11 protein-coding genes are annotated in these 12,184 nt (G+C 69.4%); 6 read left to right on the forward strand and 5 right to left on the reverse strand.

The features are described from left to right. Positions 1–48: 48 nt before the first annotated feature. The 4 genes from SriyCCGPB3_RS18965 to SriyCCGPB3_RS18980 all read left to right on the forward strand — a co-directional run bounded on the left by SriyCCGPB3_RS18965 (position 49) and on the right by SriyCCGPB3_RS18980 (position 4,304). Complete coding sequence (locus SriyCCGPB3_RS18965) at positions 49–969, forward strand: lauroyl acyltransferase (protein ID WP_153854614.1); 921 nt, start codon at positions 49–51, stop codon at positions 967–969. Between the two features lie 87 nt (positions 970–1,056). Next, positions 1,057–2,193 (forward strand): GTP cyclohydrolase II RibA, encoded by a 1,137-nt coding sequence (ribA, locus tag SriyCCGPB3_RS18970; protein ID WP_153854615.1) that lies wholly within the window; start codon positions 1,057–1,059, stop codon positions 2,191–2,193. Between the two features lie 75 nt (positions 2,194–2,268). Then, a complete protein-coding gene (locus SriyCCGPB3_RS18975) occupies positions 2,269–2,769 on the forward strand; it encodes a PH domain-containing protein (RefSeq protein WP_248858349.1) in 501 nt (166 codons plus the stop codon). Beyond that, positions 2,766–4,304 (forward strand): PH domain-containing protein, encoded by a 1,539-nt coding sequence (locus SriyCCGPB3_RS18980; protein ID WP_324187243.1) that lies wholly within the window; start codon positions 2,766–2,768, stop codon positions 4,302–4,304. Before SriyCCGPB3_RS18975 ends, SriyCCGPB3_RS18980 begins: the two co-directional genes overlap by 4 nt. A gap of 119 nt (positions 4,305–4,423) precedes the next feature. Here the strand turns inward: SriyCCGPB3_RS18980 and SriyCCGPB3_RS18985 are convergent, their stop codons facing one another. After that, entirely contained in the window at positions 4,424–5,482 is a 1,059-nt protein-coding gene (locus SriyCCGPB3_RS18985; protein ID WP_153854616.1) for a CDP-glycerol glycerophosphotransferase family protein, read from the reverse strand. Between SriyCCGPB3_RS18985 and SriyCCGPB3_RS18990 the strand changes: the two genes are divergently transcribed. Both SriyCCGPB3_RS18990 and SriyCCGPB3_RS18995 read left to right on the forward strand, forming a co-directional pair. Continuing rightward, positions 5,481–6,299, forward strand: a complete 819-nt coding sequence (locus SriyCCGPB3_RS18990; RefSeq protein ID WP_153854617.1) for a glycosyltransferase family 2 protein — start codon at positions 5,481–5,483, stop codon at positions 6,297–6,299. The two genes, SriyCCGPB3_RS18985 and SriyCCGPB3_RS18990, sit on opposite strands and share 2 nt — an antisense overlap. 43 nt (positions 6,300–6,342) lie before the next feature. Continuing rightward, complete coding sequence (locus SriyCCGPB3_RS18995) at positions 6,343–7,464, forward strand: glycosyltransferase family 4 protein (RefSeq protein ID WP_153854618.1); 1,122 nt, start codon at positions 6,343–6,345, stop codon at positions 7,462–7,464. An 18-nt stretch (positions 7,465–7,482) separates the two neighbouring features. Here the strand turns inward: SriyCCGPB3_RS18995 and SriyCCGPB3_RS19000 are convergent, their stop codons facing one another. The 4 genes from SriyCCGPB3_RS19000 to def form a co-directional block, all read right to left on the reverse strand. Continuing rightward, positions 7,483–9,204 (reverse strand): ArnT family glycosyltransferase, encoded by a 1,722-nt coding sequence (locus SriyCCGPB3_RS19000; protein WP_110713873.1) that lies wholly within the window; start codon positions 9,202–9,204, stop codon positions 7,483–7,485. A gap of 23 nt (positions 9,205–9,227) precedes the next feature. Then, the gene (gene rsmB / locus SriyCCGPB3_RS19005) at positions 9,228–10,559 is read right to left on the reverse strand and encodes a 16S rRNA (cytosine(967)-C(5))-methyltransferase RsmB (protein ID WP_164160820.1); all 1,332 of its coding nucleotides are present in this window, start codon (positions 10,557–10,559) and stop codon (positions 9,228–9,230) included. A 3-nt stretch (positions 10,560–10,562) separates the two neighbouring features. After that, positions 10,563–11,486 carry a methionyl-tRNA formyltransferase gene (gene fmt, locus SriyCCGPB3_RS19010; RefSeq protein WP_350259626.1) on the reverse strand — a complete coding sequence of 308 codons (924 nt, stop codon included), beginning with the start codon at positions 11,484–11,486 and terminating at the stop codon, positions 10,563–10,565. A gap of 120 nt (positions 11,487–11,606) precedes the next feature. Next, the gene (def, locus tag SriyCCGPB3_RS19015) at positions 11,607–12,119 is read right to left on the reverse strand and encodes a peptide deformylase (protein WP_110713876.1); all 513 of its coding nucleotides are present in this window, start codon (positions 12,117–12,119) and stop codon (positions 11,607–11,609) included. Positions 12,120–12,184: the final 65 nt, after the last annotated feature.

Genomic DNA, 12,184 nt, shown 5'->3' on the forward strand with positions numbered 1-12,184 from the left:
TGAACGGGGCCGGCCACGATAGCAGCGGCCTTGGCTAAACTGGCACCGATGAATCCGCAACGCAAAGCCCGGCTGGTCTACCGCGCCACCACCCTGTTCGCCCGCCTGCCCTGGCCAGTACTGCGGGGATTCGCGCGCGCGCTGGCGTGGGCCTGGATCAATCTCAACGCCCGTGAGAGCCGTGTCACCCGGCGCAACCTGGAACTGGCCTACCCGGAGCTGGACGGCGCCGCACGCGATCGCCTGCACCGCGATCTGCTGCGCTCCACCGCGCTGCAGGCCATCGAGACCCTGCGCCTGTGGAGCCAGGCGCCGGCCGACAACCTGCGCCTGCACCTGAAGCAGCGCCACGGCGAGGCCCTGTACGACGTGGCCCTGGCCAGCGGCAAGGGCGTGATCGTGGCCGCACCTCACTTCGGCAACTGGGAGCTGCTGAACCAGTGGCTGGCCTCGCGCGGGCAGATCGCCATTGTCTACAAGCCGCCGGAGGACGAAGCCAGCGATGCCTTCCTGCAGCTGGTGCGGGGCGGCCAGAACGTACAGCAGGTGCGCGCCGAAGGCCCGGCCGTGCGCCAGCTGTTCAAGGTGCTCAAGGACGGCGGTGCCACCGGCATCCTGCCCGACCAGCAGCCCAAGGCCGGCGACGGCGTGTTCGTGCCGTTCTTCGGCGTGCAGGCGCTGACCATGACCCTGGTCAACCGGCTGGCCGAGCGCACCGGCGCCACCGTGCTGTACGGCTGGTGCGAGCGCATCGGGCCGGACATGGAATTCGCCCTGCACATCGAGCCGACCGACCCGGCCGTGGCCGACCCGGACCCGCAGGTGGCCGCCACCGCGCTCAATGCCGGCATCGAGCGCATTGCGCGCCGCGATCCGGCGCAGTACCAGTGGACCTACAAGCGCTATACGCTGCGGCCACCAGGCAGCGGCGAGGAAGACCCGTACGCGACCGAAGAGCATCCGCACTGACGGCTGCCGCACTCAGGCCCACATGGCACCTGCGACCGGCGGCCGCACCACGTTGAATACGACGCCGGCGCCCCCATAGAGACTGCGATGTCCGCCTCCCCCGGTCCTGCCATGCCTGCTGCCCCTTCCCTGTTCGGCGATCCCGCCGCGATCCGCTGCGAACGCGCGGTGGCCGAACTGCGCGCCGGTCGCCCGGTGCTACTCCACGATGGTCAGGGCCAGCGCCTGGCGGTGATCGCACTGGACAGCGCCACCGCCAGCAGCTTCGCCACGTTCGCCAGCGCCGCGTGCGAGCGCCACTACCTGTTCCTGACCGCCACCCGCGCCCGCGTGCTCGGCGTGGAGGCCCCGGAAGGAGCACGCCTGCCGCTGGCGGGTGTTGCCTTCGATGCGCTGCCCTCGCTGGGCTACCTGCGCGAGCCGGGCCCGATGCCGGACGGCTGGAGCGCGGGTGACGCCTTCGATGCCGGCGCGGTGGAACTGGCCCGCCTCGGCCTGCTGCTGCCGGCAATGGTGGCGGTGCGCCTGGACGCCGAAGACCGCACCTTTGACGGTGCTGCCGAAGTGGCCCTGTGCGACCTGGCCGAAGGCGCTGCCCATGCGGCCCACGATTACGAACTGGTGGCACGTTCGCCGGTACCGCTGCGCGACGTCGGCATGACCACCTTCGCGGTGTTCCGCGGCGGCGTGGCCCAGCGCGACCAGGTCGCGATCATCGTCGGCGAACCGGACCTGTCGGCAGTGGTGCCTGTGCGCGTGCACTCCTCGTGCCTGACCGGCGACCTGTTCGGTTCGCTGAAGTGCGACTGCGGCGACCAGCTGCGGCGTGGCCTGCGCAAGCTGAAGGAACTGGGCGGCGGTGTGCTGCTGTACCTGGACCAGGAAGGACGCGGCACCGGCATTGCCGCCAAGATGCGCGCCTACGGCTACCAGCACGACGGCCTGGACACCATCGATGCCGATGCACAGCTGGGCTTCGGTGCCGACGAGCGCCGCTACGGCAGTGCGGTGGCGATGCTGCGTGGCCTGGGCATTTCGCGCGTGGCCCTGCTCAGCAACAACCCGACCAAGGCACAGCGCCTGCGCAACGCTGGCATCGAGGTGCTGGACTGCATTCCGGTCACCGGCGAGATCACCGCCGAGAACGAGCATTACCTGCGCACCAAGGCTGATCGCGCAGGCCACATGCTGGATGTGGACGCGCTGATCCAGGCTGCCCAGTAACGCAGCCGACCTGCTACCGTCTGCGCGGTGCGGCCACGGCCGCCACCGCCCGCCCTGCCACCTGACGGAGCCCGCGTGACCGACGTTCCCCCGCCCTCCTCGCCCACCGATGCCTGGCAGTCGCTGCCGCAACGCGCTGCCCGCCTCGCTGCACTGGAAGGCGCCTTCGGCGGCCTGTTCGTGCCGGGCCTGCCGCTGGCCGCAGCCGCGTGGTTCTTCGACCTGCCCGGCGGCCTGTGGACGGCCGCCCTTGGGCTGCTGATCGGCATCGTCTTCGGCGCCTGGCTCGGCCGCCGGCGCTTGACCCGCACCCGCTGGCGGCTGGATGCCCAAGGGCTGGGCCTGCGCCGCGACCTGATGTGGCAGCTGGAAACGCGCGTCCCCATTTCGCGCGTACAGCACCTGGACCTGCGCCGGGGCCCGCTGGAACGCCGTGCCAGGCTGGCCACGCTGATCGTGCACACCGCCGGTACCCGCATGAGCGCGGTGACCGTCAGCGGCCTGGACGAGGCCGATGCCGAGCGCCTGCGTGACACCCTGTCGCACCAGCTCGACCAGGACGCCGACGCCCTGTGAGCCTGCCGCCGCCCCTGCCCGCATCGCTGCCTGCCGGTGGCGAGGACCATCGCCTGCATCCGTGGTCGTGGCTGTTCGTGCTGCTGATGCAGCTGCGCCACTACTTCCTGCCGCTGGTGGCGTTGCTGGTATTCGGCCAGCGCGGCGACCGCGATCCAATGTGGGCGCAGCTGATTCCACTGGCAGCGATCGTCGCGCTGGTGCTGGTGTCGGTGCTGCAGTACCTCAGCTACCGCTACCGCATCGGCAGCGATGCGATCACCGTGCGCAGCGGCCTGCTGGCGCGCAACCGCCGCGAGATCCCGTTCGCGCGCATCCACAACGTGGAAGTACGGCAGAACCCGCTGCATCGCCTGTTCGGCGTGGCCGAACTGCGCCTGGAGTCGGCCGGTGGCGTGCGTCCGGAAGCCGAGATGCGGGTGCTGAAGCTGGACCAGGCGCTGGCGCTGGAGCGATTGGTACGCCAGCGTGGACAGGCGCCACAGGCCGTTGACGCCGTTGATGCGCCGCCCATTGCCGAGGTCGACAGCGAGCACGTGCTGCTGCGCCTGTCGAGCTGGGACGTGGTGCGCATGGGCCTGCTCTCCAACCGTGGCTGGGCACTGGCGCTGGCCGCGTTCGGCGTGCTGTTCCAGACCGTGCCGCGGCCAGTGATGGACGATGCCATCCAGCGTGGTGGCCGCGAGGCCTTCGGCTATGCCAGCCACCTGCATCCCGGCGTAACCGGCGCGTTCCTGCTCTTGGCCGCCGCGCTGCTGGTGGGCTGGCTGGGGCTGCGCCTGCTGTCGGTGGTGCTGACCCTGCTGCGCTACCACGGCTTTACGCTCAGCGAGCAGGATCGCCGCTTGACCGTTTCGGCCGGCCTGCTCAGCCGCACCCGCAGCAGCGTGGCGCGTCGTCGCATCCAGGCCTGGACGCTGCGCGAAGGCACTCTGCCGCGCTGGTTCGGGCTGCGCCAGCTGCGTATCGACAGCGCCGCCGGTGGCCCCTCGCGCGAAGAGGACCGCGCCCTGCGCGAACTCGCGCCACTGGCGTCGAGCGAGCGCTGCACGGAGCTGGTGCAGCATCTGCTGCCACAGCTGCAATGGCCACCGGCGCAGTGGCAGTCCGTTCCGCAGCGCGGCTGGTGGCGGCTGTGCCTGGGTGCGCTGGTGCTGGTGCCGCTGCTGGCGGCGGCCGCGTACTGGCGCTGGGGCCCATGGGGCCTGCTGGTGCTGGCGTGGCTGCCGGTGGCGCTGCTGGTCGCGCACCGGCAGATGGCACGCATGGGCTGGTATCTGGATGACCACTACGTGGCGGTGCGGGGCGGCTGGTGGAAGCGCTGGTGGCGCTGGGCCGAACTGGACAAGGTGCAGGGACTGCGCCTGCAACGCTCGCCGCTGGACAAGCTGCTCGGCACCAGCAGCCTGCAGCTGGATACCGCCGGCGCGCACGGCGATGTGGCGCTGACCCTGCACCATCTGCCGCAGGCACAGGCCCAGCAGGTGATGGAGCAGCTGGCCGCGGCACTGGCTCGGCGCAAGCTGCGCTGGTGATGGGGCACCGCGCACCCCGGCCTTGAAACAGGTAGTGCCGGCCGCTGGCCGGCATCCGCCGACATTACCGAGATTGCCGGCCAGCGGCCGGCACTACCGCGAGCGGGGTCAGCGAGGCTTCAGCGCTGCGACGGGCCCCAATACCCCAGGTCCTTGCGGATCTGCAGATCGCGCACCCAGCTGCCGAACGGCTTGCGCCGCAACGCACCCATTTCACCGGACAGGAAATCCTCGGTGGCCGCGATCACCCGTTCGCTGGAGCGGCCATCGCGGTAAGGGTGGATGGCGTCGGCGTAGCGCACGATCTCCGCCTGCAGCACGGCGTCCGGGTGCAGCGCGCGCTGCAGCATCGCCGGCAGCTGCGCAGGATCATCGAAGTCGATCATGTGCGGCTTGGGCACGCGGTTGCGGAAGGTCACCACCGGCTTGTGCTGGACGATGAACTCCGAAACGATCGACGAGGTATCCGAGACCAGCACGTCGGCGGCACGCTGCGCGGCCATCACCTGTTCCGGCTCGATGAAGCGGGCATTGGCACCGGCCAGCGCGCGGTAGCGTTCGAACAGTTCCGGCGGGCACTTCGGGTGCAGGGTCAGCAGCCAGTAGTGGTCGCCGGCGGCGATATCAGCGGCGATCTGCGCATGCAGGTGTGGGGCCGCACTCAACCGTTCAGTGAAGGTCGAGCCGAACAGGATCACCGGGCGGTCTCCGGCCGGTGCGCGCAGCGCGGAACTCTCGCCACCGTCATCGCGGAACAGCGGGTCCAGCTTCGGCCAGCCGGTCTCGGCCACCGCGAAGTGGCCCTGCAGGCTGGCCATCTCCCGGAACGGCGCGGTGGTGGCCGGGCCCTGCGTGCAGTACAGGTCGAACATGCCGCGCACCCGGAAGTGGCCGCGCGCGCTGTCCCGCTTCTCCACGTTGAAGCCATGGAACAGCTGCACCTTGGCCCCGGACAGGAATGTCGGCACCCAGTTGGCCGCGCTGAACACCGCCCGCGGACGCATCGCCAGGGCCTGCTTGAGGCCGATGTTGGGCACCCCCGGCAGGCTGCTGCCAGCCGCGCCGCCTTCGAACCAGGCCGCCACCTCCTGCCCGGAGGCGTGCAAGGCCTGCGCCAACGGGGCGAGAATAGGCAGCGCATAACGCTCCGTCGCAAACAACAGGTACCCGGCCATCATGTCCTCCACGACCGCTCCCATCGAACGGCCTCGCATCTCGGCGTGCATTATCGCGTTCAACGAAGCCGGGCGCATCGGCGACTGCCTGGCCTCGCTGGCCTTCTGCGATGAGATCGTGGTGGTGGACTCGTATTCCACCGATGCCACCGTAGCCATCGCCGAGGCCGCCGGTGCCCGCGTGCTGCAGCGCCCGTTCGACGGCTTCCGCAGCCAGAAGGCGTTCTGCGTCGAGCAGGCCCGCCACGACTGGGTGCTGTGCCTGGATGCCGACGAACGGATCAGCCCGGCGCTGCGCACGGCCATCGAACAGGTCCGTGACGGCGGCTTCGCCGGCCATGCCGGCTATCGCTTCGCACGCCTGTCGGAGTACTTCGGCAAGTTCCTGCGCCATGGCAATGCCTATCCGGACCGGGTGATGCGCCTGTTCGACCGCCGCCGCGGGGGCTGGCGCGGCAAGCGCGAGATCCACGAGGCCGCCAGCGTCGACGGCAGCGTGGGCACCCTGCCCGGCGACCTGATCCACTACCCGTACCGGTCTTTGCAGCAGCAGTTGGCCAAGACCGAGAAGTACGCGCGGATGATGGCCGAGCACGAGTTCGCGCGCGGCAAGCGGGCCACACTGGGCAAGCTGGTGCTGGCCCCGGCCTGGCGGTTCTGGCGCGGATTCCTGTTCCGCGGCGGCTTCCGCGATGGCTGGCACGGTCTGGTCTACGCCTATGTACGGGCCAACTACGTGCGGCAGAAGACCATCATGTTGTGGATGCTGGGCAATGGACAGGCGGTGGCCGACCCGGCGCCTTCCGCGGACCGGCCTTGACCACGCTGTGTCACACTGCGCGGGCGTTGCCTGAAGACCCCCCATGAAAATCCTGTACACCAACTTCCACTACGGCGACGGTGGCGGTCACACCACGTACATCGTCTCGCTGGCGCGGGCCCTGCATGGCCAGCACACGCTCCATGTCGCCGCACCGGCCGACAGCCGCCTGCTGCGGACCATGGCCGATGAAGGCATCGCCCGCACACTGCCGATTGCGTTCGGCAGCGGCCTGCCAACGCTGCCCCGGCAGCTGGCCGAACAGCGCGCGCTGCGCAGGCTGGTGCGCGAAGAAGGCATCGACCTGATCCACGTCAACGGTGCACGTGACCACCGCTTCGTGATGCAGGGCCTGCTCGGCATGCGCCGCCCGCCGATCATCCTCACCAAGCACAACAGCAAGCCGACCAACACCCTGGGCAACGCCTTCCGTGCCCGCCTGGCCACCGACCGCGTGATCGCAGTATCGGCCGACACCAAGCGCCTGCTGGAACAGGGCCCGTACCGTCGCTGCCCGATCGACGTCGTCCGCAACGGCGTGGACCTCGAGCGTTACTCGCCACAGCCGGCCGGCACCGGTTGCGCGTTGCGCCAGCAATGGACGCAGGATCCACAGGCGCTGGTGCTGGTCAGCAACGCCGGCACCGACGATTACAAAGGCTGGATCGACCTGGCCAAGGCCATCGCGCGGCTACCCGATGCGGTGCGTCCGCACGTGCACATGGCCGTGGCCGGCCACCTGCCCAGCGCGCAGCAGCGCGAACAGGTGCAGGCGCTGGGCGAGGTCGCCGCACAGGTGCACTTCACAGGCCTGCTGGCCGATACCCGCGTGCTGATCGCTGCCGGCGACGCTGGCTTCGTACTGTCCCATGACGTCGAGACGATCTCCTTCGCCTGCCGCGAAATGATGGCCAGCGGCAAGCCGATGCTGGTCAGCGACTATGCGGGCCTGCCGGAGAACATCGAACCAGGTGTCGATGGCTGGGTGGTTGCCACCCGCGACATCGACGCCATCGCCGCACAGGTTCAGACGCTGTACGCACAGCGCGATGCGCTGCCGGAACACGGACGTGCAGCACGCCGCCATGCACAGCGGGAGTTCGGCCTGCAGACATTCGCCGACGCCACGCTGGCCAGCTACCACGCCGCCCTGGCCAGCACCTGAGCCGCGTTGCCCGAACGCTCAATCGGCGATCCCGGGTCCCTGCAGGCGGCGCTCGTGCTCGAGTTCCGCCGCCGACGGCCGGCAGGTGCCTGCAACCGCGTCGGCAGGCACCAGCCACCAGCGGCGACGATTGGAAATGCCCGCCATCTCGGCCCGCGCACGATCAATGCAGGCCTGCATCGCATCCTCGTTCACCAGCAGCCAGCGCTGCTGCGGAACCAGCCGCTGCCAGCGCACGGCCGCCTGCAGCTGTTCATGCCAACGCGCTTCGAATCCAAAGGTGGCCGCCGGGCGATCGGCCATCAGCAGGTTCTGCTCTTTCCATGCCACCAGTCCCAGCTCGGCCTGCGGGCCGATGCGTGCGCTGACTTCACGCATCAGGCCACGGGCCGAGCTGGAATCGTTCAACACCGGATAACCGACCAGGCTGTACAGCACCCAGACCCCGGCCAGGCTGGAAACCAGGGCCACGTGCCGACGCCGGCGCCCGCACACCCCTAGGCTCAGGGCCGCCCAGATCGCCATCGCCAGCGCCGCCCAGGCCAGCGCATCGGTGGCGCCGGGAAGCAGCCCGCGGCCATGGGTGAGGCGCACTTCGAAACCGGGATCACCCAGCAGCGCCAGCGCACCGACCAGGCCCAGCGCCAATGCCAGCACCATGGTGAAAGCGCCCAGCACGCGCTGCACGTCGCGCCGCCTCAGCAGCCCGGGCAGCAACGGCGCCAACGCCAGGCAGAACATCGGCAATGCCGGCAGGATGTAGACGTCGCGCTTGCCGTGCGGAATGGAGAAGAACAGCACGACCAGCAGCCACCAGGCCAACGGCAGCAGGTAGCGCGCATCGCGCCGACGCAGCCGCCGGAACCAGGCCGGAACTGCCCACGGCAGCAGCAGGAACGCGGGAATCCACATCGACGGCATGATCGCCAGGAAATACCACCACGGCTGGTGATGGTCCCAGGACTGCGTATAGCGCCGCGCAGTCTGCCGGAACAGGATGTCGTCCATGTAGGCGCGGTACGGCTCCGAGCCGGTGGCCAGGCCGGCCAGCAGCATCGGCGCCAGCCACAACGACACCGCCAGCAGGAAGACGAGCGGTGCCAGCCAGAAACGCAGGTCGCGCACATGCAGGCGCACCCGCGGCCAATGCAGCATGGATGCGATTGCGGCCGGCGCGATCATCATCAGCGCCAGCACGCCTACGCCCTTGGTGATCACCCCGATGCCGGCGAAGAACCAGCCGAGCCACCACCAGCGCCAGGCCGGACCCAGCAGCAGATGGCGCAGCAGGCCGTAGTTGGCCAGGGTGATGAACAGCACCACCAGCGGATCGATCTGCGCCTTCTTCGCCTGGAAGGTGAAGTGCAGCGCGAACAGCAGTGCCCAGCCCGCGTACAGCCCCACCTGCCGCGTCCACAGGCGGCGGCCGAGGTCGACCACGCACCACAGCGTGCCCAGCGCAGCCAGCAAGGAGGGCAGCAGGAACGCCACCCGCCAGTGGCCGACCAGGCTGTACAGCGTGGCCTGCCACCACATCAGCATCGGCGGCTTGTCCGAATACAGTTCGGGGCCGCGATGCGGGAACAACCAGTAACCGCTGTCGACCATCTGCTTGGCCACCAGCGCGAAACGTGGCTCATCCGAGGGCCACGGATCACGGAGGCCCAGACCGGCCCCCAGCACCAGCAGGGCCATCAGCACGAACAACCACGTCTGGCGCGACGCGTGGGTTTTCAGCATGGGACTCGAAACGGCAGCGGGGGTCAGGCTGCTTTTATCAGACGCGCGTAGAAGAAACCGTCAGCATCGTTGTCACCCGGCAGTCGCTGGCGTGCCACGCCTTCGCAATCCACGCCGAACTCGTCACCCAACGGCTGCGCCACGGCGTCCGGATGCCACTTCAGGAACGCGCGCACCTGATCGATGTTCTCGGCACGCAGGATCGAACAGGTGGCATACAGCAGCACGCCACCCGGCCGCAGCATCGACCAGCAGGCTTCCAGCAGGCGCGCCTGCACGCCGACCAGCGCGTCGATGTCTTCCGCACGGCGATGGAACATCACGTCCGGCTGGCGACGGATCACACCGGTGGCTGAACACGGTGCATCCAGCAGGATCGCGTCGAACGGCACGCCGTCCCACCACGAACCGGGATCACTGGCATCGGCAACCAGCGTCTGTGCATGCTCGCCCACCCCGGTGCGGGTGTAGGTGTCGCGTGCACGGGCCAGCCGGCGCGCGTCGATATCCAGCGCCAGCAGGCGCAGGCTGGGGTCACGCTCCAGCAGGTGCGCCGACTTGCCGCCCGGTGCCGCACAGGCATCCAGCACGCGCGCACCGGCCACCGGCGCCAGCGCATCGGCCGCGCATTGCGCCGACAGGTCCTGCACCGACAGCGCACCGTCTGCGAAGCCAGGCAACTGGTTCACGGCAACGGGGGCCGCCAGGCGCAATGCGTCGGTGCAGAGCGCACTGGCTTCGGCGCCGATGCCGGCGTCGGACAGCGTGGCCAGCACCTTGTCGCGACCACCATGCTGGCGGTTGGCGCGCAGCCACAGCGGTGCCGGCTGCAGGCTGGCGTTGAAGATCGCCTCGGCCTGCGCCGGCCAATCGCGCTCGATCGCATCGGCCAGCCAGTCCGGGAAGGCGTCGCGTGCAGGCTGCTCCGGGAAACCCTCGCGCTGCGCGCGGCGCAGGATCGCATTGACCAGGCCCGCCTGGCGCTCGCGACCCAGCGCGCGTGCCGCATCGACGGTGGCCGACAGCGCCGCGTGTGCCGGCAGCTCCAGCACGTCCAGCTGGGCGAAGCCGACCATCAGCAGCGTGCGCAGATCGGCGTCACGCGCCGACAGCGGCTTCTGCATCCATGCCTGCAAGGCAGCGTCATAGGTACTGCGGCGACGCAGGACAGCGAAACACAGTGCTTCCAGCAGCGCGCGGTCGCGGCTGTCGGCCAGCTTCGGCAATGCCCAGGCCAGCTCTGCCTTCAACGAACGGCCACGGGTGAACACCTGGGCCAGCACGCGTGCGGCCAGCATGCGCGTCGCCGCGCCCGGCGCCGCCTTGGCGATGGAAAAATCGTTCTGCTTCGACACCGCTTACGCTCCCACGCGCAGGTCGCGGCGAGCGTTGAGGTAGTCGGCGGCGGTGATCGCCTTGCCGCCTTCACGCTGCAGCACGCGCAGGCGCAGAGCGCCCTGGCCACAGGCGATGTCGATGCCATCGCGGCCGGCGGCCAGCACCGTACCCGGTGCCTGGCCGTGGTCCGCCTCCAGCGCCACCGCGCCATGGATGCGCACGCGTTCGCCGGCCAGCGTCGCCTCGGCGATCGGCCACGGATTGAACGCGCGCACGGTGCGCGCCAGCGCGCCTGCATCCTGCGCCCAGTCCAGCTTCGCTTCGGCCTTGTCCAGCTTGTGTGCGTAGGTCACGCCCTGTTCCGGCTGCGGTCGCGCGATCGGCTTGATGCCGGCGCGCAGCAGGCCCAGGCCGTCGGAGAGCACCTGTGCGCCCAGCTCGGCCAGCTTGTCGTGCAGCTGGCCACCGGTATCGGTGGCGGCGATCGGCAGCTCCTGGTGCAGCAGCACCGGGCCGGTATCCAGGCCGGCCTCCATCTGCATCAGGCACACACCGGTCTTTGCGTCACCGGCCTGGATCGCACGCTGGATCGGCGCGGCACCGCGCCAGCGCGGCAGCAGTGAGGCATGCACGTTCCAGCAGCCATGGGTCGGAATGGCCAACACCGCCTTGGGCAGGATCAGGCCGTAGGCCACCACCACCATCAGGTCCGGCTGCAGGTCGCGCAGTTGCTGCTGGGCGGCTTCACCCTTCAGCAACTCCGGCTGGTAGACCGGAATGCCGCGGGCCACGGCTTCGAGCTTGACCGGCGACGGCGCCAGGCCACGGCCGCGCCCGGCCGGGCGATCAGGCTGGGTGTAGACGGCCACGACCTCGTGATGGCGCGCAGCCGCGCGCAGCGATGACACCGCGAATTCCGGCGTACCGGCAAAGACAATCCTCATGGCTACCCCACTTGCAGGATGGATTCGTGCAGGAAAGAAAACGGCGCCGTCGGCCGGCGCCGTACAGCCCGCGCGCGTCGCGCAGGCACGGGCCACCCGAAGGGCGGCCCGGATTGGCGATCACGCCACGTGCTTGCGCTGCTTGGCCAGCTTCTTGCGCACCATCTCGCGCTTGAGCGGCGACAGATAGTCGATGAACAGCTTGCCGTCCAGGTGATCCATCTCGTGCTGGATGCAGGTGGCCAGCACTTCGCCGGCTTCCAGCTCCTGCTGCTGGCCATTGCGGTCCAGGTACTTCACGGTGATGGTGTCGGCGCGGGTCACGTCGGCGAAGATGCCCGGGACCGACAGGCAGCCCTCTTGGTACACCCGGCCTCCGTCCTTGGCGACGATTTCCGGGTTGATGAACACATGCGGTTCATTCTTTTCTTCGCTGACATCGATGACCATGAAGCGCTTGTGCACGTCCACCTGGGTGGCGGCCAGGCCAATGCCCGGGGCGTCGTACATGGTCTGGAACATGTTGTCGATCAGTTCCTGGAAGGCCGGCGTGGTGACTTCGGCGGCTTCGATCAACGCGGCCTTGGTGCGCAGGCGCGGATCGGGGAACTCGAGAATGGGGAGAAGGGCCATGGCTGTTTCCGGATAGGGGGCCGGCACGCCGGCATACGTCGCAGATTCTAGCTCCAACGCTTGCC

This window comes from Stenotrophomonas riyadhensis (genome assembly GCF_040256885.1).
GTDB classification, from domain to species: Bacteria; Pseudomonadota; Gammaproteobacteria; order Xanthomonadales; family Xanthomonadaceae; genus Stenotrophomonas; species Stenotrophomonas riyadhensis.

Bases quoted from the DNA above. Each gene is read 5' to 3' on its own strand.
- ribA (WP_153854615.1), top strand. From the start codon at position 1,057: ATGTCCGCCTCCCCCGGTCCTGCCATGCCTGCTGCCCCTTCCCTGTTC.
- SriyCCGPB3_RS19000 (WP_110713873.1), bottom strand. From the start codon at position 9,204: ATGCTGAAAACCCACGCGTCGCGCCAGACGTGGTTGTTCGTGCTGATG.
- SriyCCGPB3_RS18965 (WP_153854614.1), top strand. From the start codon at position 49: ATGAATCCGCAACGCAAAGCCCGGCTGGTCTACCGCGCCACCACCCTG.
- SriyCCGPB3_RS18995 (WP_153854618.1), top strand. From the start codon at position 6,343: ATGAAAATCCTGTACACCAACTTCCACTACGGCGACGGTGGCGGTCAC.
- fmt (WP_350259626.1), bottom strand. From the start codon at position 11,486: ATGAGGATTGTCTTTGCCGGTACGCCGGAATTCGCGGTGTCATCGCTG.
- def (WP_110713876.1), bottom strand. From the start codon at position 12,119: ATGGCCCTTCTCCCCATTCTCGAGTTCCCCGATCCGCGCCTGCGCACC.
- SriyCCGPB3_RS18990 (WP_153854617.1), top strand. From the start codon at position 5,481: ATGTCCTCCACGACCGCTCCCATCGAACGGCCTCGCATCTCGGCGTGC.
- SriyCCGPB3_RS18985 (WP_153854616.1), bottom strand. From the start codon at position 5,482: ATGATGGCCGGGTACCTGTTGTTTGCGACGGAGCGTTATGCGCTGCCT.